Below are 22538 nucleotides of genomic sequence, written 5' to 3'. Positions count from 1 at the left end.
AATCGAAGCGTGGCCCGCCTTCACTGAGGTTCTGGTCAATCAGCAGCTTTAAAGTTATTCAGGCATTTGATGATTGTCTCGGCATCTGCTTCGCTTGTTTCAATGCTCAGTGGAACGCTTAATACACGCTCGTGAATGGCTTCAGTGATCGGGTAGCTGTGTGCGACGAATTCTTTATAAGCATTTTGTTTGTGCGCAGGAATAGGATAATGGATTAACGTTTGAACTCCATTGGTTTGTAGGTGTTCTTTCAAACTATCCCGATTTTTGGTTTGTATAACAAACAAATGCCAGACATGCTGTTCCTGCAGGGTAATATTGGGTAGGTGAATCAAGTTGTTTTTTACTTCCTGAATATATAGATTCGCAAGTTTTCTGCGCTCAAAAATTTCACTGTCAATGTAGTTAAGTTTTACTCTGAGCATCGCAGCTTGAATTTCGTCCAGCCGGCTGTTGACTCCCCTGTATTGATTTTCATATTTTTTGTAGCTGCCATAGTTTCCGAGCGCTCGGATAACGGAAGCCAGTTCTTCATCATTCGTTGTTACGGCGCCCGCATCTCCCAAGGCACCCAGGTTTTTACCGGGATAGAAGCTGAATCCCGATGCATGACCCCAGTTGCCGGACTTGCGGCCGTCGATACTTGCACCGTGAGATTGTGCGGAGTCTTCAAGTATTAACAAATCATGTTTTTTGGCGATGTTGCACAGGACTGGCATATCTGCTAACTGTCCATAGAGATGCACGGCGAGAATAACTTTTGTGCGTGGGGTAATTATTTTTTCTACAGATTCAGCGGAAATATTATACGTTTTAGGATCAGGTTCAACCAGAACAGGTATAAGGCGATTTTCACTGATCGCGAGGATACTGGCGATATAGGTGTTAGCCGGCACAATGACTTCATCGCCCTCCGATAACTTGCCCATCTCCTTCCAGGCGCGAAGCGTAAGAGTTAATGCGTCCAAACCGTTTGCCACACCGACGCAAAATTTTGTACCGCAATAGTTGGCAAATTCTTGTTCAAAGCTTGATAGTTCTTGCCCGCCAATATACCAACCCGAATCAATTACTCTTGCACACGCTTCTTTTAATTCCAGTGAATAACGCTGGTTGATTTTCTTCAGGTCTAGAAAGTTAATCATTTAAATTGATCTCATAAAAGTCAATAATTGCGCCGCGACCGCCGAAACTTTCTTTTTGAGCGATCAATCCACTATTCAGTTGGCGGCCCTGCTCCTCTGTTGAGATACCAAAGCTGAAGTACTCAAAGTTTTTTTGCTGGCTCTCTTGAATACAAGATTCAATTAGATGGTCAAGCGCGCCGACTTCCTTACCCTCTGCACTGGTCGCCAGATATTGAGTATGGACTACCGTATCAAATGTAAAAAGCACAGTGGCAGCGAGCATTTTTCCTTCGCTCTCAATGACCCTAAGTGAGATGTTTTCAGGAAATTTACTTGATAATAAGATTAGCTCCTCTGCGGTATGCACCGGAATCGCATCATGTCGCTCAAGTACGCGGCTCAAGAGTTCAACGAAGCCTTGCCAGTTTGTTGACGTGGTCATCGCCAGGTTGTTTTTCTTCGCTCGAGCGATCAGCCATTTTCTACCCTTGGACAGCTTTAGACGACGCTTAAGGTAGATGACACTGGAAAGGTCACGCCGGACTAAACTCGCACCTGCCCTGAACAAAGCGTAGAGATCTTCCTGTGCTCCTTGGTTTGCAAAAATAAAAGGTATGGCTTTGTAAATAATTTTCTTGACACCCGCTTCTCGGGAGAAATCGGCTACTGCTTCAAGGCAGGATAAAACGGTATCTGCTTTGACTTTTTGCGACAGAACCAACCCACCATAAGTTAATCCGGCGTGGCTAGTTAAAATATCATCTTTACGTGAAGCTGGTAACACAGCCAGCAGTACGTCATCTTCGTAGATCATCAGCGAAGCATCGGTAAACCGATCTGCGTGATACTCCATGAAATCGCGCTTGAATAGAAATAATGGCGTTTTGGAGTCAGCAATAAAGCTGTCCCAAATTGATTTGTCCACAGGGGAGTAAAAGCTGCAAACTACCACTCTATAAGCTCCGCAACACCAAAACCATCAATGCCCATATTGTTGCCATTATAGATGCAAAATACTTTGCCATGGGCGCAAACCAAACGCGGGTAGCACAGATGCGTAGAATCGAACTCTCCAGGGGAAAGAGTCAAACCGAAATCGCCATCTCGCCGTTCCCATTGTTTACCATCTTTAGAAAGTGCGATGCCCGGGAAGTAGTCTTCTCCAGAAGTGCTGCCTTTCGTATAAAACATATAGTAAGTGCCATCATGTTTGTACACGGACGGCCTTCCAATACGGTACTCGTCCCCTTCTACATCAACGCACAGTACTTCGGCCTGGTCAAAGCGTATACCATCAGCTGATTCCGTATACCATATATTGTAGTTAGGATATTGTTTACCCTTGATCTCTTCCCAAGAGTCGCCTACCGCAAACCATGCCTTCCAAAGGCCATCTTCAAATAGGATCGTGTGGATAGCACGGATGGTGGTACCTCCTTGGGCGCGATCCAGCACTGGGGTTTCTATTACCCGCTGAAAAGTATTGCCTCCATCGGTGCTTTCAGCTAACCCCGTAAAGGCCAGAAACTTGGCGCGCTTAACCAATTGGAATCCAACATAATACATTCTCAACACGTCGCCGTGTCTTACGATGTCTCCAAGAATTACGCCATTGTCATCGAAACAGCCATCTCGGCCGCGGTCCAATACTGGCTTATCGGAAATACCGAGGACTTTCGTCGGATCCTTAGCTGAAATATCAACATAACCGATTCTACTTATTCCCTCATTATCTCTGAAACCGGCATAAACACGGATGATATCGTCATTCAATAAGAAAGGCGTTGGTGTCATTGCAAAGTCTTTCTTCCAGTCATTGCTCCCTGCGGGGGAGAAAACATGACCTAATTTATTCCATTTCATGACGATACCTATAACTTAACGCTGAGTGAACTTTTCTTGGGTAATTCTTTAGCGGGAGCCCCGTAGTAGATACGCTCAGGCTCTTTCAGGCTTTTCGACACCAATGCGCCGGAGGCGACTATGCAGTCGCGGGCGATAGTGATGCGGTCGTTGATCGTCGCATTGACACCTAAAAAGCTGCCGCTTCCTATCCTGCAATAACCGGAAACTACAACATGTGAGGAAAGGAAACAGTTATCTTCTATCACTGTCCGGTGGCCGATGTGGTTGCCGCTCCACAGAATAACGTTGTTTCCTATCTCCACAAACGGTTGGACGGTATTGTTTTCAAAGATAAAGCAGTTATCCCCTATCTTTGCATTGCGCCAAACGAATGCTCGTGAACTGACATAGGTGGCGCAAGTGTAATTTTTTGACTTTGCCTCGTTGTATAGTCGAGTTCTTAGTCGATTAAGTTGTGAGGCGGGGATTGCTACGAACGCTTGAAAGCTACTCGGCGGGAAGTGCTGTTCTATCTCTTCAAATGGCACGATCGGTAAACCATAGAGTGTCTTCTCCACAATATATTCACGCTCGACCGCAAAGCCAGCGACGTCATAACTCGAATCATATGTGAAGTATTCGTAAGCAATCATCGCCATTTCTCCTGCTCCGATGATTACCAATTTCTTATCCTTCGTCATTCCGACCCCCTATTTGATTTTGATGTTTTTACGTCATGGTACACAAATTGGTAAAAAACGTTCTGCTGCCTGCGTTTCCCATCATGGATGCGTCAAAGCCTGCGCAAAAGCGGGCTTGGTTACTTCGCGCTCGCCGTTTGAGCACCGGAACCTTGTAGGCCGGAAGGGCTAATGCTTGAGGTTTTCGCATGCCCTCGAATCGTTTGTCAGTTGCTAGTGTACTGATAGCTGTGACGAAAATCTCCTTTGTACTCTCAATGCTGCAGCAAGCGGAATTGCCACCATGCACATTGCTCGCGGGGTTCGCGTCTCTGGGATGTCCAGGCGGATCTCACACTCTGTAACTCAGTCGTTTTTGAATCTTGCCGAACATCACCTAAGTTTGAAGAGCAGCTTAGGAAAGCTGCTTTTTTCACTGATTTCACGGAGCATCACCTATGCGTAAAGCGAGTTTTTCGTCCCTTGTTTTTGCTTTTCTTGCCAGTATTTCGCTAGCGGCCACTGCAGCGCCCCTCAGCAAACCGGAAGTGTCGGCTCCGACCACCGTCCAAATCGCCCAGCCGGGGATTTCTAATAAGGTGAGCCTCAACTCAGCTGACGCAGATACGCTTCGCCGTGATCTGTTTGGTATCGGCGCTGCGAAGGCCAGGGCGATCATTGCTTACCGCGAAAAAAATGGACCCTTCATTGCGGTAGATGAGTTGCTGGAGGTTAAAGGTATCGGCAAGGCGCTCCTGGAAAAAAATCGCGAACGGCTGGAGATCAAATAACTAGGCGGAAGCGGCAAGGGAGGCCGGTCATGAACCGGCCTTTTCATTATGAGATATCTAGGCGTTTAGGCGTTTACTCACTAGCGTCGAGATCATCATCAACCTTTGTTCGTCAGCATTCGCACAACCCAACATCCTTCCAAATTGCTCCATCCAATTGCTGAGCAATGTATCTGTCGTAGCACTGTGCAGCAATCTAGAATTCGACGCTGGTGACAGGGTCGACAGCGTGTATCCACGGCAAAGGGGAGGTCTGGCTGGCCTTCTATGAGCGCCTTAAACGACCTCCCTTTCTCCGAACGAATAAACCTTGAATAAATTTGCACAGTTCTCGCGGACTTGGCATGAATAATTATTACTCTATAGCTGGAGATTGTTCAACAATCATAGGTGGGTCATGACACTTAATTTGTCCTTAGCTGACCAGTTTGTCGGACCGATGCGCAGCCCGTTGTTCGACGAGTTTTTCGCCCAGGTGATTGCGCAGTTGCGTCTGGTGTTCTGCGCCGCGCCCGATGAGCAGCGTTTCCAGTCGCCCTGGCTGGAACGGGACCTTGAGATCCACACGTTATTAGCCAATAACAACAAGCTGGCGGCCGGGGAGGCGATGAGCGTGTACCTGGATGATTCAGAACGGCAGTCGTTGGCCCTGTTTACTTTCCCTTGATCGAGGATTCGCACCATGTACAAAGACTATCCAGCCGCTTACCAGGTCAGCAAAGGTTCGGCGTTGCAGGTCGACACCGCGTTTTACGAGCGTATCCGTGAGCGCAAGGATCAACGCACCTTGGTCGAACAGTTCGAGGTGCCGATTCGCACGGGCAGGGCGTGGAAGGTGCCGGCCGGGCATGTGTTCCGTGTGACTACGCCGGTGGGGCCACAGGTGGGCGACTTCAATGTGTGGAACGCCAACGACCCGCGCGAACGCCTGTGGGCCGCGCGCACGCGTCAGTTGCAGGGCGCGCATGTCAGCACCCATGACCGGTTGTGGTCGAACCTGCCGTTCCTGCGGCCGCTGGTGACCATCACCGATGACAGCCTGGCCAGCTACGGCATCGATGAGCACGGCGGGCGCCTGCATGATTTGCTCGGTACGCGCTGCGATCCGTATGTGAACCGCATGCTCACTGGTGAAGATTTCCATCATCACTGTCACTCGAACCTGACCCGTGCGGTGTTGCCTCACGGTCTGACGGAATTCGACGTGCATGACGTGCTGAACATCTTCCAATGCACCGGCCTCAATCACGACGACATGTATTTCATGAAAGCCTGTCCGGCGCAGAAGGGCGATTACCTGGAGTTTTTTGCCGAGATTGATTTGTTGTGTGCGCTGTCGACCTGCCCGGGCGGGGATCTGTCGCTGCCGATGTGGGGCCCGGATGCACAGGACCCGCTGACGGTGTGTCGTCCGCTGGGGGTTGAGATTTATCGACTGGAAGCCGAGTTGCTGAACGGCTGGAGTCAGCCGGAGCGTGCTGCTTATAAAGGGCAGCACGGTTTGCAGATTGCCAAGGCGGAATGGGAGTAGGGCAGAAGAGGGGCTGCATTGCAGCCCGACGGGAGCAAGCTCCCTCGCCACATGGGATCAGCGGTCCTGCCCATCCTTGGCATCCGCCTGCGCATTGCGCTCGGCCACGCGTTTGCGTTGTTCGTCGGTGAGTTCCACTTTGTTGGCGCTGTCACGCAGCATCAGCAGCCCGCCGACGATCGACCCGATCGCAACCACCATAATCAACCATGCATACCACGGCATAACGCTCTCCTTGAGGCAGATTGCCGTGGGAGGTTTTCCCACGGTAATAACTGCTTTGAGTTACAGGCTTTCTGAGTAGTTCAGTGTAGGCCTGTTCCGCCTCAAAACCTTAGAGCCCGGTCAACATTGCATCTGCCGGTGCCGCGGCGCGGTCGTGCGCGGTCATCTGGAAGTAGATGAAGCCGACCACCATGAAGCCGAGGAAGATCATGCCGATCAGCGCGTTGAACCAGGCCATGGCCACCAGGCACACCACCGCCAGCACCAGCGCGATGCCCGGCACGATCGGGTAGCCCGGAGCGCGGAAGGTGCGTTCCAGCAGCGGTTCGGTCTTACGCAGTTTGAACAGGCTGAGCATGCTCATGATGTACATCACGATGGCGCCGAATACGGCCATGGTGATCATTGCTGCAGTCAGGGTCATGCCGCCCAGGTTGATCAAACCGTCGCTGTAGATGGCGGCAATACCGACCACGCCGCCAGCGATGATTGCCCGGTGCGGTGTATGAAAACGCGACAGCTTGGCCAGGAACGGCGGCAGGTAGCCGGCCCGAGCCAGGGCGAAGAATTGGCGCGAGTAGCCAAGGATGATGCCGTGGAAGCTCGCCACCAAACCGAACAGGCCGATCCACACCAGCATGTGCAGCCAGCCGGAGCTTTCGCCTACTACGGTTTTCATCGCCTGGGGCAGCGGGTCGTTGATGTTCGACAGGGTGCGCCAGTCGCCCACGCCGCCGGCGAAGAACATCACGCCCATGGCCAGGATCACCAGGGTCAGGATGCCGCTGATGTAGGCTTTCGGAATGGTGCGCTTGGGATCTTTCGCTTCCTCGGCCGCCATGGCCGCGCCTTCGATGGCGAGGAAGAACCAGATCGCGAAGGGGATCGCCGCGAACATTCCGGCAATCGCCGGGGCCCCGAAGGTGTCGGAGCCGGCCCAGCCATTAAGGGCGAAGTTGCTGAAGCTGAACGCGGGGGCGACCACGCCCATGAACACCAGCAGTTCGGCGACGGCGAGTACGCACACCACCAGTTCGAAGGTGGCGGCGAGTTTCACGCCGAGGATGTTCAGGCCCATGAACACGATGTAGGCGCCGACGGCGGCGTGTTTCGGATCGAGTGCGGGAAACTGCACATTCAGATACGCACCGATTGCCAAGGCGATGGCGGGCGGGGCGAACACGAATTCGATCAGGGTCGCCAGGCCGGCAATCAGGCCGCCTTTTTCACCAAACGCGCGGCGGCTGTAGGCAAAGGGCCCACCTGCGTGGGGAATGGCGGTGGTCAGTTCGGTGAAACTGAAGATAAAGCAGGTGTACATCGCGGCGACCATCAACGAGGTCACCAGGAAGCCCAAGGTCCCGGCTACGCCCCAGCCATAGCTCCAGCCGAAGTATTCCCCGGAAATCACCAGCCCGACCGCGATGCCCCACAAATGCAGGGTGCCCAAGGTGGGTTTGAGTTGTGTGTTCATCGTATTGCGCTCCCTGAACCGGTTGGAATGATTCAAGGTGTTGCAGCGGCCATGCCAGCCTGAGAATCATTGTCGTAAAGCTGCGCTACTGTCGTTTGGGGGATGGTTTGGCGTTTGAATTTTCCTGTTGCTGCACCAGATAAGTGCGGCGGTGACTGTGCCGGTGCTATCGGGAGCAAGCTCCCTCCCACACTTGACCGAGTTGTCATGCCGAGCGCCGATCAACCTGTGGGAGGGCGCTTGCTCCCGATAGCGCCCGCCCAGGCACCGAAACCCCCGGTGTAAACCCCGCATAAACCCACTCTTTACGCCATCTTTACGCCTCACCCAGCCCCTCGCTCTCGTTCCTTTACACCACTCCTGCCGACAATTGCCCCACACGCGGCACTCGCCGCAAAACGGAGAGACTTCCATGAGCGTTCTGGACGGGGTGTCACTGCTATTGGCCGTGGCGCTGTTCATTTATCTGCTGGTTGCGCTATTACGCGCGGATCGGAACTAGGAGCAGGCTATGCACAGTTATGACTATTGGCTGATCATCGCCTTCTTCGCCGTGGTACTGGTGCCGGCCCCGTTCCTGGGGCGGTTCTATTACAACGTGATGGAAGGCCGGCGCACTTGGCTCACGCCGCTGCTCGGGCCCGTGGAGCGCGCGTGCTATCGCCTCTCGGGCGTGGACGCGCAACAGGAACAGAGCTGGCAGAAATACATGTTGGCGTTGCTGGCGTTCAACCTCGCCGGGTTTGTGTTGCTGTTCTCGATCCTTTTGTTCCAGGACTACCTCCCACTGAACCCGCAGAAATTGCCGGGCCAGGAATGGACCCTGGCCTTCAACACCGCGGTCAGCTTCATGACCAACACCAACTGGCAGTCCTACAGCGGTGAAGCGTCCCTCAGCTACCTCAGCCAGATGGCCGGCCTCACCGTGCAGAACTTCGTCAGTGCCGCCACCGGTCTTGCCGTCCTGGTCGCGCTGTGCCGTGGGATCGGTCGCAAATCCACCCAGACCCTGGGCAACTTCTGGGTCGACATGACCCGCGCCACGCTCTACGGCCTGTTGCCGTTGTGCCTGGTGATGGCGTTGTTCCTGGTGTGGCAGGGCGTGCCGCAAACCTTCGCGCATTATGTTGATGCCGTGACCCTGCAGGGCGTCGACCAGGTGATCCCTTTGGGCCCGGCGGCCAGCCAGATTGCGATCAAGCAACTGGGCACCAACGGTGGCGGTTTCTTTGGCGTGAACTCGGCGCATCCGTTTGAAAACCCGACGGCCTGGGCCAACCTGTTCGAGTTGTCGGCGATCATCCTGATCCCGGTGGCGCTGGTGTTTACCTTCGGCCATTACGTGAAGGATCTGCGTCAGAGCCGGGCGATCCTCGCTTGCATGCTGGCCCTGTTCCTGATCGGCGGTGCAACCTCGCTGTGGGCCGAGTACCAGCCCAATCCGACCTTGAACAACCCGGCGGTTGAGCAGACCGCGCCGCTGGAAGGTAAAGAAGCGCGCTTCGGCACCACTGGCACCGTGTTGTGGTCGGTGACCACCACCGCGGCGTCCAACGGTTCGGTCAACGGCATGCACGACAGCCTCAGCCCCCTCAGCGGGATGGTGGCACTGGTCAACATGATGGTCGGCGAAGTGATCTTCGGCGGCGTCGGCGCCGGTATGTACGGCATGTTGCTCAACGTGTTGATCGCGGTGTTCCTCGCCGGCCTGATGATCGGCCGCACTCCGGAATACCTGGGCAAGAAGCTGCAGGCCAAGGAAGTGCAATTGCTGGTCGTGACCCTGATGGTGATGCCGATCGGCGTGCTGGTGCTCGGTGCCCTCGCTTCCAGCCTGCCCGGCCCGGCCGGTGCGATCAGCAACCCTGGCCCCCACGGGTTCAGCCAGTTGCTCTATGCCTACACCTCGGCCAGTGCCAACAACGGTTCGGCGTTCGGCGGCTTCAGTGCCAACACGCCGTTCCACAACTTGATGCTGGGCCTGGGCATGTTGATCGGTCGCTTCGGCTACATCCTCCCGGTACTGGCCCTGGCCGGCAGCCTGGCGATGAAGAAGACCGCACCGATTGGCCAGAACAGCTTCCCCACCCATGGTCCGCTGTTCGTGACCCTGTTGACCGTGACCATTTTGCTGGTGGGCGGCCTGACCTTCCTGCCGACACTGGCACTGGGCCCTATTGCTGAACACCTGAGCATGGCTGCTTTTAAATGAAGAGCCGAGGGATATGAAAATGAACATGCCTGCAAAAAACGCGAGCCCGGTCAAAACCCACGAGCCCGCCAAAACCGCGATCTCCGCGCTGTGGCGCCCGGCGCTGGTCCAGGCGTTCGTCAAGCTCGACCCACGGCAACTGCAACGCTCGCCGGTGATGCTGGTGGTCGAACTGACCGCCATCCTCACCACCGTGCTGTGCCTGGTGCCCGACACCGCCGTGCCGACCTTCGTCGCCGCGCAAATCGCCGTGTGGCTGTGGTTTACCGTGCTGTTCGCCAACTTCGCCGAAGCCTTGGCCGAAGGGCGTGGCAAGGCCCGCGCCGACAGCCTCAAGGCCGGCAGCGAAGGCCTCAGCGCTCGGCGCAAGGAGGCCGATGGCAGCTTCAAGGTCGTGCCCGCCACCAGCCTGCGCAAAGGTGATGTGGTGCGCGTCGCCGCCGGGGAAATGATCCCCGGCGACGGCGAGGTCATCGAAGGCATCGCCGCGGTCAACGAAGCGGCGATCACCGGCGAATCCGCGCCGGTGATCCGCGAATCCGGCGGCGATCGCTCGGCCGTCACCGGCAACACGCGCCTGGTCTCGGACTGGCTGCTGATCCGCATCACCGCCAACCCCGGCGAGTCCACGCTGGACCGCATGATCGCGCTGGTGGAAGGCGCCAAACGCCAGAAAACCCCCAACGAAGTGGCGCTGGATATCCTGCTGATCGGCCTGACCCTGATCTTCCTGCTGGTGGTCGTGACCCTGCAGCCGTTCGCTCACTTTGCCAATGGCAGCTTGCCTCTGGTGTTCCTGGTCGCACTGCTGGTGACGCTGATTCCTACCACCATCGGCGGCTTGCTCTCGGCCATCGGTATCGCCGGTATGGACCGCCTGGTGCGCCTCAACGTGATCGCCAAGTCCGGTCGCGCCGTGGAAGCGGCGGGGGACGTGCATGTGTTGCTGCTGGACAAGACCGGCACCATCACCTTTGGCAACCGTCGCTGCGCGGCAGTGGTGGCGGCGCCAGGCGTGAGCGGCCGGGAACTGGCCGAGGGCGCGCTGCTGGCGTCCCTGGCGGATGACACGGCAGAAGGTAAATCCATCGTTGAATACCTGCGTGCCCTGCACCCACAGGCCGAGCCGTCCCTGGCGGAACTGACTGCTGTGCCGTTCACCGCCGAAACCCGTTTGTCCGGCGTCGACTATCAGGGCCGCGTATTCCGCAAAGGCGCCGTGGACTCGCTGCTGGCGTTTATCGGTCAGCCTCGCGGCGACCTGCAACCGGCCCTGTCGCGGGAAGTCGACAAGATCGCCCAGAGCGGCGGCACGCCGTTGCTGGTGTGCGCCGATGGCAAGTTGCTCGGTGCGATCCATCTGAAGGACGTGGTCAAGCCCGGCATCCGCGAACGGTTTGCCGAGCTGCGCAAACTGGGGATCCGCACCGTGATGGTCACCGGCGACAACCCGCTGACAGCGGCCGCGATTGCTGCGGAAGCCGGCGTGGACGACGTGTTGGCCGAAGCTACCCCGGAGAAAAAACTCGCACGGATCCGCCACGAACAGAACGACGGCCGACTGGTGGCGATGTGCGGCGACGGCGCCAACGACGCCCCGGCGCTGGCCCAGGCGGACGTCGGCATGGCGATGAACGACGGGACCCAGGCTGCCCGCGAAGCGGCCAACATGGTCGACCTCGACAGCGACCCGACCAAGCTGCTGGACGTGGTGCAGATCGGCAAGGAATTGCTGGTGACCCGCGGCGCGCTGACCACCTTTTCCATCGCCAACGACGTGGCCAAGTACTTCGCGATCCTGCCGGCGCTGTTCGCCTCGATCTACCCGCAACTGGGCGTGCTCAACGTGATGCACCTGCAGAGCCCGCAGAGCGCGATCCTCTCGGCCATCGTGTTCAACGCGCTGATCATCGTCGTGCTGATTCCCCTGGCGCTGCGCGGTGTGCGGGTGCAGGCGGCGAGTGCGGCGGCGTTGCTGCGGCGCAACCTATTGATCTACGGCCTGGGCGGGATTGTGGTGCCGTTCGTGGGCATCAAGGCGATCGACATGTTGCTGACCGCGCTGCACCTGGTTTGACCCGATGCCTGTGGGCACCGGCAAAGCGGTGGCCACAGGTTGCACTGACCGAATCGAGGAATTTGAAATGTCCAATATCATCCGCCCGGCCCTGAGCCTGCTGGTCCTCATGACCCTGATCACCGGCGTCGCCTACCCGTTGGTGGTGACCGGCGTCGCCCAGGTTGCCTTCCCGGACCAGGCCAACGGCAGCCTGGTGCGCGACGCCAGCGGCAAGGTGCGCGGCTCCAGCCTGATCGCCCAGGACTTTACCGGCGACAGCTGGTTCCACCCGCGTCCTTCGGCGGGCGCGTTCGCGACCGTGTCCAGCAGCGCGAGCAACCTGGGGCCAAGCAACCCGGCATTGGCCACGCGCGTGTTCGATGACGCGAATAAACAGTTCGTGCCCGCGCAAGGGCCGGTGCCGCTAGCCTCGCTGACTACCTCCGGCAGCGGTCTTGATCCACACTTGCCTCCGCAGGCGATTGCCTATCAACTGGCGCGGGTAGCCGCCGCGCGGAATGTGCCGGTGGCCACCCTGCAACGCTTGCTGGATGAACACATTGAAAGCCCACTGGTGGGCCCGCCGGTGGTGAATGTGCTGGCGCTGAACATGGCCCTGGAAAAATTGTAAACAGGAGCGCCGCTATCGCGGGCAATGCATTCCACATGTGAGAGCGGGCTTGCCCGCGATAGCGCCCTGAAAGACACCCTATAAACCCCTGAAGGAACCCCCGCGCATGAGCGACTCCGGCCGCGCCGATGCCCTGTTAGCCGATCTGCCCCGGGACGGCCGTGGCCGGCTCAAAGTCTTCCTGGGCGCCGCGCCGGGTGTGGGCAAGACCTACGCCATGCTCCAGGCCGCCCACACACAGTTGCGCCAGGGCGTCAGGTTGCTCGCTGGCGTGGTCGAAACCCACGGCCGCGCCGAGACCGAAGCGTTGCTCAGCGGCCTGCCGCAGCAACCGTTGCTGCGCAGTGAATACCGGGGCGTGATGCTCGAGGAAATGGACCTGGACGGCCTGCTCGCCGCCAAGCCGCAACTGGTGCTGGTGGACGAACTGGCCCACAGCAACGCGCCCGGCAGCCGCCATGAAAAGCGCTGGCAGGATATTCAGGAACTGCTCGCCGCCGGCATCAACGTGTTCACCACGGTCAACGTCCAGCACCTGGAAAGCCTCAACGATCAGGTGCGTGGCATTACCGGCGTGCAGGTGCGCGAAACCCTGCCCGATTGGGTCCTGCAGGAGGCCGATGAGCTGCTGCTGATCGACCTGCCGTCCCGCGAGTTGCTGGAGCGCCTGCGCGACGGCAAGGTGTATGTGCCGGAACAGGCCCGCGCGGCCATCGACGCGTTTTTCACCCAGACCAACCTGATGGCCCTGCGCGAGCTGGCGATGCAAACCGCCGCGGCTCACGTCGACGACGACCTGGCCCAGGGTTACCGCCAACTCGGCCAGGCCGCGCCGGCCGTGCGTGGGCGCTTGCTGGTCGGCGTCGACGGCGATGCGCAAGCCGAGCGCCTGGTGCGCCATGCCAGCCGCGTGGCGCAGCGTCGCCATCTGCCCTGGACCCTGGTGCATATCGATAACGGCCGCGCACGCGATGAGCAAGCGCGTCTGCGTCTGCAAAATGCCCAGCAACTGGCCGAACGCCTCGGCGGTGACGTGGTGCTGTTGCGTGCGGGGGAGGTGACCAAGACGTTGATCCAGCATGCCGCCGAGCGCCGCGCCAGCCTGGTGCTGGTCGGGCAGTCGCGGATGAACTGGCGACGTCGGCTGTTCGGCGGTGGCGTGGCCGAGCGCCTGATGCGCAATGCGCGCGGTCTGGAAATCAATATCCTCGACAGCGACGACGTACCTGCACCGCCGCGTCTGCCGGATGTGCGCGGGCTGGTGTGGTTCGACTATGCGCTGGCGGTGGTCGCGACGGTGATCGCGGCGGCCCTGGCCTGGGCGGTCGCCAGTGTGTTGCCGTTGCCGAATATCTCGCTGGTGTTTCTCGCGGCGGTATTGCTGGTGGCGGTGCGCAGCAGCCTGGGGCCGTCCCTGATGTGCGCGGCGCTGTCGTTCCTGACGTATGACTTCCTGTTTATTCCGCCAAAATTCTCCTTCGCCATCCAGCGTGAAGAAGACGTGCTGACTCTGTTGTTCTTCCTGCTGATGGCGGCGCTGACCGGTAACCTCGCGGCGCGCCAGCGCCGGCAGTTGCAGGCGTTGCGCGATACCCAGGAAGAAACCAGCGAGCTGCTCGACCTGTCGCGCAAACTCACCGCCGCCACCGACCGCCAGGCGGTGATCAGCGCGGCGGCGCATCACCTGGAAGGCTGGAGCGACCTGGATCTGTGCCTGGTCAACCGCGACGGCCAGGGCGGCTGGAAAGTCGAGACCGGCGGGCCGCTGACCTTCACCGAAGCCGAACGCGCCGCCGCCGACTGGGCCTGGCAGCATGATCAGCCGGCGGGCAAGGGCACCGGCACGTTGCCGTTCGGGGGCTGGTGGTGGTGGCCGCTGTCGAGCGAAGAGGGCCCGCTGGGGTTGCTCGGTGTCAGTGCAAAACCCGGTATGGAACTGAGCGGCCAGCGGCGTCGCTTGCTGATCGCCTTGAGCCAGCCGCTGGCCCAGGCGTTGGCCCGCGCGCAATTGGCGCAGGAGCTGGAGTCCGCGCGCCTGCACGGCGAGACCGAGCAACTGCGCAGTGCCTTGCTCGCCTCGGTGTCCCACGATTTGCGCACGCCGTTGACGTCCATGCGCGGCAGTATCGACAGCTTGCTGGCACTCGGCGAAGCCATCCCGCTGGAGGATCGCCGCGAGTTGCTCGAAGGCACCCGCGATGAAGCCGAGCGCCTCGACCGCTATATCCAGAACCTGTTGGACATGACCCGCCTGGGCCATGGCGCGTTGAAGCTGGCGCGCGATTGGGTCTCGCCCGGTGATATCGTCGGCAGCGCCCTCGGCCGTTTGCGCGCGGTGCTGGCGCCGTTGCAGGTGAGGATCGATGTGCCGTCTGAACTGCCGTTGCTGTATGTGCATGCCGCGTTGATCGAGCAGGCGCTGGTCAACGTGCTGGAAAACGCCGCTCGATTCTCGCCGGCCCAGGGCCATTTGCACGTCAGCGCCGGGGTGTCGGATAACCAGCTATTCTTCGCCGTGGCGGATGAGGGCCCCGGGATTCCCGAAGACGAGCGCGCGAAGATTTTCGATATGTTCTACACCGCTGCCCGTGGCGATCGCGGCGGCCAGGGCACCGGTCTGGGCCTGGCGATCTGCCAGGGCATGGTCGGTGCCCATGGCGGGCATATCAGCGTCGCCGATGGGATTGGCGGGCGGGGCACTTGCATCACGCTGTTCCTGCCTTTACCCGCACAGCCTGGCCTGGAACGCGAGGCGTGAGCTACTCTCTTTTTTCGATGGATTTTGATTGGACACCATGAGCCAGACCGCGACGATTTTGGTCATTGACGACGAACCGCAGATCCGCAAATTCCTGCGCATCAGCCTGGCCTCCCAGGGCTACAAAGTGATCGAGGCCGGCACTGGCAACGAAGGCCTGGCCCAGGCCGCCTTGAGTAAGCCGGATTTGCTGGTACTCGACCTCGGCTTGCCGGACATGGACGGCCAGCAGGTGCTGCGCGAGTTTCGTGAGTGGTCGACGGTGCCGGTGCTGGTGTTGTCGGTGCGCGCCAGCGAAGTGCAAAAGGTCGAGGCGCTGGATGGGGGCGCGAACGATTACGTCACCAAACCCTTTGGCATCCAGGAGTTTCTGGCCCGCGTGCGCGCCTTGTTGCGCCAGGCCCCAGCGGGTGAAGCCCAGGAAGCGGCGTTGTGTTTTGGCCCGCTGACGGTGGACCTGGCCTTCCGCCGCGTATTGCTGGACGGTGCCGAAGTGGCGCTGACCCGCAAGGAATACGCGGTGCTGGCGCAATTGGCGCGACATCCGGGGCGGGTGATTACCCAGCAGCAATTGCTCAAAGACATCTGGGGGCCGACCCATATCGAGGACAGCCACTACCTGCGCATCGTGGTGGGCCACCTGCGCCAGAAGCTGGCGGATGATCCGACTCAGCCGCGGTTTATCGTGACCGAGGCGGGGGTGGGGTATCGGTTGCTGGGGGCTTAGGTCTGGTGGGTTTTCGTTGGCTGTCAGGGCCTCATCGGGGGCAAGCCCCCTCCCACAGGTTGAAGGCGTTCACAAATCAAAATGTGGGAGGGGCGGTGCGACGATTCGACTTGCCCCCGATAGGGCCCCCAGCCACACCGCCAATCTCAGTGCTGCTCACTCTCATACCGATCCAACGTATCACTGGCGATCTCGCGCCCCAGGGCGATCAGTTCCGGCGCCTTGTAGAACTCGAAAAACCGGCACACTCGCTTCGGCACGTTGATCAGCACATCCGGCGGGTAGCCGGCGATCTTGTATTGCGCCAGCGATGTCTGCATCACCTCGAAGCTCTGGTTGATCAGGTCCAGCAATGATGCCGGGCCGACGTTATCGATGATGAACGAACCGGTCGCCGACTTCGGCGCCCCGGCTTTTTCCGGGGCGGCGGCGGGCTGCTGGGATTCCGGTTCGGCCGACTCCAGCCACGGGTTGATCTCGGCCGCTTGGGCCTGCAAGGCTTCCTGTTCGAGCTTCATCAACTGCTCGGCCTGCTTGCGGCGAAACGGCAAGTGCGAACCCAGCGACTTCGCCAGGCTGTTGAAGCGGCTCTTGAATGCCGGCGGCCGCTGGATCACCGGCAAGTGGTAGTGTTTCTGGTTGGTCGCGTTGAGGTTGACGGCAATGATCAAGTCGCAATGGCTCGACACCACCGGCACGATCGGCAGCGGGTTGAGCAGGCCGCCATCCACCAGCATGCGGTTGCCCTGCATCACCGGGGTGAACAGGCTCGGAATCGCCGCCGATGCGCGCATGGCCTGGTGCAGGCAGCCTTCCTGGAACCAGATTTCCTGCTGGTTAGTGAGGTCGGTGGCCACGGCGGTGTAGGGGATGCGCAGCTCTTCGATATTGATCTCGCCGACGATCTTGCGGATCTGCCCGAAGACCTTCTCGCCGCGAATCGCTCCCAGGCGGAAGCTCACATCGACCAGGCGCAGTACGTCGAGGTAATCCAGGCTTTCGATCCAGTTGCGATACTCATCGAGTTTGCCGGCAGCATAGATTCCGCCGACCACCGCGCCCATGGAGCAGCCGGCGATACAGGCGATGTCGTAGCCGCGCCGTTCGATTTCCTCGATCACACCGATATGGGCATAGCCCCTGGCCCCACCGGAGCCCAGCACCAAGGCAACACGCTTCTTCATGGTCGATGTCCTTCGTTAAGCAGGCGCCCACAATGCGCCCAATACGGGGGCGGCTTCAATCTTCGCGCCACCGCGCAATATTTTTCCAGAATAGCGGCTAGGCTCGGGTATGCTCTGGCAATCGGCGCTTTTGATTTCGGGTGGCGGACAAGGCACTTTTCTTTGTAGGCAACGTCTACACGGTACGACCGTTTTTCTTTATTTTGAGGTGTCATCGATGAAAGCCTGGATGTGTGTGCCTGTGATCATGTTGGCCCTGGCCGGTTGCGCCGGGAAAACTGCCTATCGCGACAGCTGCGGCAGCCAATTGGACGCCGCGTGGAAAGAGCTGGACCTGGCCAAGGCCGAAGGCTTTGCCGGTACCGTGAGTTACTCCAAGGCCTTGTCCCTGTTGACCGGCGCCAAGACCCAGCAGCAATTCGAAGCGTTCGAAGGCTGCGCCAACAAGGCCGAGAAGGCGCGTTTCTATATTCGTGAGTCGCGCGCCGGCCGCTGATTCGTCGCAGCTGTCGAGTGCAACCAGGCTGCGTCAGCGGTTTGAGTGATGCAGGGATTATTCGTCGTCAGTGGGGGAAAGCATGTCAGCCTTGGTAGATCAGTTAGTCGCTCAGGTCATCGGCCTGGAAGTAGGGTTACTGAGCTGCCAGGCTCGGCTCGCCGCCGTCACCGACGATGAAGCCCTGCATGATTTGCGCACCACCGTGCGGCGCCTGCGTAGCCTGTTGCGACCCTTGCGCGGCTTGCCGGGGGTCGAACAACTCGAACTGGCCGCCAGCACCGTCGGCCAATTGACCACCCCGTTGCGCGATCGTGAAGTGCTGGCCGCGCATCTGCACCAGCACGGTCACCATGCCGCCGCCGACCGTCGTCTGCGCCTGCAACCCGAGGCCTATCGCCACGTCGCCCAGGGCCCGGAGCTGGCGCACCTGCTGCAGATCCTCGATGCATTCCCGCGGTTTATCCGTGCCTCGCAACACCAGAAACTGCTCAGGGGCCTGCGCACGCGTATCGAGAAACGCCTGGCCAAGCAATGGCACAACCTCGATGACGCCCTGCAGGACCCCAGTCACGATCGCCACCGTCTGCGTTTGTTGATCAAGCGCGTGCGCTACGCCGCCGAAGCCTACCCCGAGCTGGACAAGCTGCCGGTCAAGGCCGTGTTGCGCCTCAAGCAAGCCCAAGGCGCCCTGGGCGATTGGCATGATTGCTGGCAGTGGCTGCTCCAGGCCGAGCATCAAGCCGATCTGCAGCCCTGTGTGACGATTTGGCGTCGCACCATGGCCCAGGCCGAAGGCGAGGCGGATCGGGTGCTGGACAAACTCTGCGCGGATTGTTTCTGAGCCGGTCCGGTTTTTGGCCGGAATAGGCGCTGTACCTGGTGGGTGCGCTGGTTAAGATCGCTGCTCCGGTCTTTTTGATGTGAGGTCGCCATGCGCTTCAGTGATTTGCTCGACGCCGCCCGTAACCACCCGCTGGAGGTCACCATCCCCGCCGAATGGGCGCAGGGTCGCGCGACCTTTGGTGGCCTGGTGGCCGCTTTGCAATATGAAGCGCTACGCGCCCAGGTCCCTGCCGACCGGCCGTTACGCTCGTTGGCAATCACCTTTGTCGGCCCGGTCGCCGCGGATGTGCCCGCCAGTTATCACGTCGAAGTGCTGCGCGAAGGCAAGGCGGTCAGCCAATTGCTTGGCCGGGTGGTGCAGAACGGTGAAGTGGCGACGCTGGTCCAGGCCAGTTTCGGCGCGTCCCGTGAGTCGCAAGTCGTGGTGGCGAGCGAGCCGCCGCCGACCTTCAAGCATTGGGATGAATGCCAGGAGCTGCCGTATATCCAGGGCGTCACCCCGGAATTCATGCGGCACCTGGCGATGCGCTGGAGTGTCGGCGGCCTGCCGTTTACCGGCAATACCTCCCGCGACATGGGCGGTTGGGTGCGCTTGCGCGGCGATGTGAAGGAAGAGCCGCTGACCGAGTCGCACATCCTCGCCCTGGTGGATGCCTGGCCGCCAGCGTTGCTGCCGCACCTACGCAAGCCCGCGCCGGGCAGTACCCTGACCTGGACCATCGAATTTATCCAGCCGCTGCAAGACCTCACCACACTTGACTGGTGCCAGTACTACGTCAACATCGAACACGCCCGTGACGGCTACGGCCATGCCGCTGCGGCGCTGTGGAGCCCGAGCGGCGAGTTGATCGCCATCAGCCGCCAGACCGTGGTGGTCTTCGCCTGACCTTCAGTGCCGGTGGCGCTGACGCCAGGCGCGCCACCAGCCGCCGCTGAGCACAAAGCGCGGGAAGCTCACGAACTGCTCGACCAACAGGCGTTGGACCGCGTCTTTGCGGTCGCTGAACGGTTCACCGGCCTGGGCTTCCAGGCTGTGGCCATGCCGCTGCAAGGCAAGGCCGGCGAGGATGCCGACAACGCCCACAGCCAAACTGGCCAGGCTCAGGCTGAACACCCCGGAAACGACCAACAGAAACCCGATGATAAACAGCGGCACCGCGATCATGTGCAACGCCAGGTTGGTCGGGTGCTGGTGGTTTTGCGGGTACTGACGCCATTGCCAGGCGGGGAGATTGGGATGACGTTTGCCCATGATGATGAATCCTCTGTCCGTTGAAACAACTTGAACAGAGTTTAGGTCGGGTCGGCTGGCGCGGCGAATCAAGGCTGGCTATGGGGGCCATAGCCTCGCCTTGTATTGCTTATAGCTTCAACTGGCCAATCGCCTTGCTCAACTCCCCGGCCAATGTGGCGAGCTGATTGCTGGTGGTGGCCGAATCCACGGTCTGCTGCACGGTGTTCTCGGTCACATCACGAATACTCACCACGGCGCGGTTCATCTCTTCGGCGACATGGCTCTGCTGTTCGGCGGCGACGGCGATCTGGGTGTTGCTTTCGCGCATCTGCGCCACGGCGCCGGTGATTTCGGCCAGTGCCGCGCCGGCTTCCTGGGCCTGTTGCACGCAGTCATCGGCCTTGAACGAGCTTTCTTGCATGAAGTCCACCGCATCGCGGGTGCCGGCTTGCAGCGCCGAGACCATGAGCGTGATTTCGTCGGTGGAGGTTTGCACGCGTTTGGCCAGGTTGCGCACTTCGTCGGCGACCACGGCGAAACCGCGGCCCATCTCTCCGGCGCGGGCGGCTTCGATGGCGGCGTTGAGCGCGAGCAGGTTGGTCTGTTCGGCGATGCTGTGGATCACGCTGACCACGCCGTTGATTTTCTGGCTGTCTTCGGCGAGTTTCTGGATCATCTCGGCGGTCTGTTGCACGCCGCTGGACAGCCCGGCGATTGAGCGCTGCACCCGATCCACCACTTCGCGGCCGCTGCCGGCGAGGGTGTCGGCGGTCTGGGACAAATCGCGGGTGGCGCCGGCGTGCTGGGCGATGTGGTGGACGGTGGCCGTCATCTCGTTGATGGCGGTGGCGGCTTGGTCGGTTTCGCTTTGCTGGCCGAGCATGCCGTGCTGCACCTCGTTCATGCTGCTGGCCAGTCGCGCCGCGCCCTCATCCAGTTGCTTGGCGGTGCTGGCCACGGTGTTGACCACTCGCTGGTAGCCGGCTTGCATGGCATTGAACGCGCTGGCCATCTGCCCGACTTCATCTTTGCAGGCCAGCGGGACACGCGCCGACAAGTCGCCGGTTTTCTCGACGTGCAGCATCACGTCCTTGAGGGTGTTGAGCTGGCTGAGCAGGAAGCGGATCAGCAACTGCGACGCGCAGAGCATCGCCAGCATCAGGATCAGCACCGCCACCGCGTAGTTGGCGAAGCGCTCACTGAACACCTGGCTCAGGCTTGGCGCGTAAGCGAGCACGGCGACCTGTTGCCCGTCGGCGCGGGCGACCACTTCAGCGCCCATCAACGGGTTTTCGCCGAATAAGGGCAGGTGATTGAGTTCGACCCAGCCGCTGGCACTGCTCAAGTCTGACAGATCTTGATCAGCCAACTGTGGGACTTGGCCACGGGCAAACGTCAGCCACGCCTCGCCCTTGGGCAGCGCCTTGTCGGCCGGCCAGGCGCTGAGCACGCGCGCCTGGGCTTGTGCCGAGGCCTGGGACGCCTGGCTGCGCGACTGCTGTTCGAGATGCACAGCGTATAGCACCAACAGCAGCGTGGTGATAAAGGCGACCGCGTTGACGGCCCAGAATTTGTATTTCAGCGAGATATTGCTAAGCCAGGCACCCATAGAAGGTTTTTCTCTGATAGCGGAAACAGCATTGGCAAGGTGCCATTATTGTGCCGCTACTGAAAAAATACCACTTTGATATGGGTCAATACGCCACATCAAACCACAGCGGGTAGGCCAAAAAAAATACGCGCGCAGGCGGTGCTGTGCTGGGCCAGGTCTTCCAGGCTTTCGTTGCGGTGCAGGGCGACTTCGCGCAGCACCTCCGGCAGGTAGGCCGGTTCGTTGCGGCCGTTTTTCGGTTTGGGCCGCAGGGTGCGCGGCAGCAGGTAAGGCGCGTCGCTTTCCAGCATCAGGCGGCCCCGAGGAATTTCTCTGACCAGCGGATGCAGGTGCGTCCCACGGCGTTCGTCGCAGATCCAGCCGGTGATGCCGATGTGCAAGTCGAGATCGAGGTAGCTGAACAGCGCCTGCTGCTCGCCCGTGAAACAATGCACCACGGCGGCGGACAAGTGATCGCGGTAATCCTTGAGGATCTCCAGCAGGCGCTGGTTGGCGTCGCGTTCGTGGAGAAACACCGGCAGTTTCAGCTCGACGGCTAGGGCCAGGTGTTCTTCGAGGACTTTTTCCTGCTGCGGGCGCGGTGAGAAGTCGCGGTTGAAATCCAGCCCGCATTCGCCCACCGCGCGCACGCGGCTGTCGTTGAGCAAACCACGTAGGCGTTGGGCGCTGTCGCCGTTCCAGTCGCTGGCGGAGTGGGGGTGGATGCCGGCGGTGCAGAACAGTCGCTGGCCGCTTTCATCCAGCTTTTCGCACAATTGCAGGGCCTGTTCGCTGCCGTCGACACTGGTGCCGGTGAGCACCAATTGTTGCACGCCGGCGGCATACGCACGCTCGAGAACGGCCTGGTGCTTCTCGTCGAAACTTGGGTTTGTCAGGTTGACGCCGATATCAATGAGTTGCATGGTGCTATCTCCGCCTGCGGCCGGAAAGCATATCAGAGCTGTAGATTTATAAGAAAAACCTAGAACTACAACGAGTTATAGCTGTCTTTGAACGTCGCAAGTGACATTGTGGTGGGTCTATCGCCTACCCTGGTGCCGCCGTTGCGTGCCTTGTCAGCGCATAAAGCGCTCTGTTTCTGACCTCCAGCCCCTCGTTTTTCGCGA

The 22538-nt window shown here is 59.6% G+C and carries 21 protein-coding genes and 1 pseudogene; 12 read left to right on the top strand and 10 right to left on the bottom strand.

Annotation, left to right across the window (positions count from 1 at the left end; all coding sequences use genetic code 11):
- Positions 1-35: 35 nt before the first annotated feature.
- The 4 genes from ACVWZP_RS11865 to ACVWZP_RS11850 are packed head-to-tail and all read right to left on the bottom strand — an operon-like array spanning position 36 to position 3673.
- A complete protein-coding gene (locus tag ACVWZP_RS11865; protein ID WP_457369760.1) occupies positions 36-1145 on the bottom strand; it encodes a DegT/DnrJ/EryC1/StrS family aminotransferase in 1110 nt (369 codons plus the stop codon).
- On the bottom strand, positions 1138-2079 hold the full coding sequence (locus ACVWZP_RS11860) for a GNAT family N-acetyltransferase (RefSeq protein WP_261754688.1): 942 nt from the start codon (positions 2077-2079) through the stop codon (positions 1138-1140). The genes ACVWZP_RS11865 and ACVWZP_RS11860 overlap by 8 nt, the downstream gene beginning before the upstream one ends.
- Positions 2073-2990: a glycoside hydrolase family protein gene (locus ACVWZP_RS11855; protein WP_261754687.1), complete on the bottom strand. Its 918-nt coding sequence runs from the start codon at positions 2988-2990 to the stop codon at positions 2073-2075. Before ACVWZP_RS11855 ends, ACVWZP_RS11860 begins: the two co-directional genes overlap by 7 nt.
- Before the next feature lie 8 nt (positions 2991-2998).
- Positions 2999-3673, bottom strand: a complete 675-nt coding sequence (locus tag ACVWZP_RS11850) for an acetyltransferase (RefSeq protein ID WP_261754686.1) — start codon at positions 3671-3673, stop codon at positions 2999-3001.
- A gap of 437 nt (positions 3674-4110) precedes the next feature.
- Between ACVWZP_RS11850 and ACVWZP_RS11845 the strand changes: the two genes are divergently transcribed.
- The 3 genes and pseudogenes from ACVWZP_RS11845 (at position 4111) to ACVWZP_RS11835 (ending at position 5974) form a co-directional block, all read left to right on the top strand.
- Entirely contained in the window at positions 4111-4443 is a 333-nt protein-coding gene (locus ACVWZP_RS11845) for a ComEA family DNA-binding protein (protein WP_261754685.1), read from the top strand.
- A gap of 430 nt (positions 4444-4873) precedes the next feature.
- Positions 4874-5110 (top strand): annotated as a pseudogene (locus tag ACVWZP_RS11840) (GntR family transcriptional regulator); the annotation flags it as partial.
- A 15-nt stretch (positions 5111-5125) separates the two neighbouring features.
- Positions 5126-5974 carry an urea carboxylase-associated family protein gene (locus ACVWZP_RS11835; RefSeq protein WP_046384258.1) on the top strand — a complete coding sequence of 283 codons (849 nt, stop codon included), beginning with the start codon at positions 5126-5128 and terminating at the stop codon, positions 5972-5974.
- 57 nt (positions 5975-6031) lie between these two features.
- Here the strand turns inward: ACVWZP_RS11835 and ACVWZP_RS11830 are convergent, their stop codons facing one another.
- Positions 6032-6199, bottom strand: a complete 168-nt coding sequence (locus tag ACVWZP_RS11830; protein WP_079443146.1) for a DUF2897 family protein — start codon at positions 6197-6199, stop codon at positions 6032-6034.
- Positions 6200-6308: 109 nt separating this feature from the next.
- Positions 6309-7673: an ethanolamine permease gene (gene eat / locus ACVWZP_RS11825; protein ID WP_079443147.1), complete on the bottom strand. Its 1365-nt coding sequence runs from the start codon at positions 7671-7673 to the stop codon at positions 6309-6311.
- Positions 7674-8085: 412 nt separating this feature from the next.
- On the opposite strand from eat, the gene kdpF reads away from it, so the two are divergent.
- From kdpF to ACVWZP_RS11795, 6 genes are all read left to right on the top strand, one after another.
- Positions 8086-8175 carry a K(+)-transporting ATPase subunit F gene (gene kdpF / locus ACVWZP_RS11820; RefSeq protein ID WP_003218754.1) on the top strand — a complete coding sequence of 30 codons (90 nt, stop codon included), beginning with the start codon at positions 8086-8088 and terminating at the stop codon, positions 8173-8175.
- Between the two features lie 9 nt (positions 8176-8184).
- Positions 8185-9885: a potassium-transporting ATPase subunit KdpA gene (kdpA, locus tag ACVWZP_RS11815; protein WP_177030662.1), complete on the top strand. Its 1701-nt coding sequence runs from the start codon at positions 8185-8187 to the stop codon at positions 9883-9885.
- Between the two features lie 19 nt (positions 9886-9904).
- On the top strand, positions 9905-11962 hold the full coding sequence (kdpB, locus tag ACVWZP_RS11810; RefSeq protein ID WP_026140253.1) for a potassium-transporting ATPase subunit KdpB: 2058 nt from the start codon (positions 9905-9907) through the stop codon (positions 11960-11962).
- A gap of 67 nt (positions 11963-12029) precedes the next feature.
- Positions 12030-12575: a potassium-transporting ATPase subunit KdpC gene (gene kdpC, locus ACVWZP_RS11805; protein WP_026140252.1), complete on the top strand. Its 546-nt coding sequence runs from the start codon at positions 12030-12032 to the stop codon at positions 12573-12575.
- Between the two features lie 106 nt (positions 12576-12681).
- Positions 12682-15333, top strand: a complete 2652-nt coding sequence (locus tag ACVWZP_RS11800) for a sensor histidine kinase (RefSeq protein ID WP_057003736.1) — start codon at positions 12682-12684, stop codon at positions 15331-15333.
- Positions 15334-15370: 37 nt separating this feature from the next.
- Positions 15371-16060, top strand: coding sequence for a response regulator (locus ACVWZP_RS11795; protein WP_457369759.1), 690 nt, complete (start codon positions 15371-15373; stop codon positions 16058-16060).
- A 146-nt stretch (positions 16061-16206) separates the two neighbouring features.
- On the opposite strand, the gene ACVWZP_RS11790 is transcribed toward ACVWZP_RS11795, so the two are convergent.
- Positions 16207-17244: a patatin-like phospholipase family protein gene (locus ACVWZP_RS11790; RefSeq protein WP_017848819.1), complete on the bottom strand. Its 1038-nt coding sequence runs from the start codon at positions 17242-17244 to the stop codon at positions 16207-16209.
- Positions 17245-17461: 217 nt separating this feature from the next.
- On the opposite strand from ACVWZP_RS11790, the gene ACVWZP_RS11785 reads away from it, so the two are divergent.
- The 3 genes from ACVWZP_RS11785 to ACVWZP_RS11775 all read left to right on the top strand — a co-directional run bounded on the left by ACVWZP_RS11785 (position 17462) and on the right by ACVWZP_RS11775 (position 19472).
- Entirely contained in the window at positions 17462-17740 is a 279-nt protein-coding gene (locus ACVWZP_RS11785; protein WP_017848818.1) for a hypothetical protein, read from the top strand.
- 82 nt (positions 17741-17822) lie between these two features.
- Positions 17823-18584 (top strand): CHAD domain-containing protein, encoded by a 762-nt coding sequence (locus ACVWZP_RS11780; RefSeq protein WP_457369758.1) that lies wholly within the window; start codon positions 17823-17825, stop codon positions 18582-18584.
- 90 nt (positions 18585-18674) lie between these two features.
- Positions 18675-19472, top strand: a complete 798-nt coding sequence (locus ACVWZP_RS11775; RefSeq protein ID WP_017848816.1) for an acyl-CoA thioesterase — start codon at positions 18675-18677, stop codon at positions 19470-19472.
- A gap of 3 nt (positions 19473-19475) precedes the next feature.
- Here ACVWZP_RS11775 and ACVWZP_RS11770 read toward each other — a convergent pair whose 3' ends face one another.
- From ACVWZP_RS11770 to ACVWZP_RS11760, 3 genes are all read right to left on the bottom strand, one after another.
- Positions 19476-19838, bottom strand: a complete 363-nt coding sequence (locus ACVWZP_RS11770; RefSeq protein WP_017848815.1) for an Mpo1-like protein — start codon at positions 19836-19838, stop codon at positions 19476-19478.
- A 109-nt stretch (positions 19839-19947) separates the two neighbouring features.
- The gene (locus tag ACVWZP_RS11765) at positions 19948-21429 is read right to left on the bottom strand and encodes a methyl-accepting chemotaxis protein (RefSeq protein WP_046483459.1); all 1482 of its coding nucleotides are present in this window, start codon (positions 21427-21429) and stop codon (positions 19948-19950) included.
- 98 nt (positions 21430-21527) lie between these two features.
- Positions 21528-22334 carry a TatD family hydrolase gene (locus ACVWZP_RS11760; RefSeq protein ID WP_046483457.1) on the bottom strand — a complete coding sequence of 269 codons (807 nt, stop codon included), beginning with the start codon at positions 22332-22334 and terminating at the stop codon, positions 21528-21530.
- Positions 22335-22538: the final 204 nt, after the last annotated feature.

The organism is Pseudomonas sp. TE36184, from assembly GCF_054060055.1.
The sequence above is the reverse complement of the archived record's forward strand: the minus strand, read 5'-3'. Positions and strand labels throughout refer to the sequence as shown.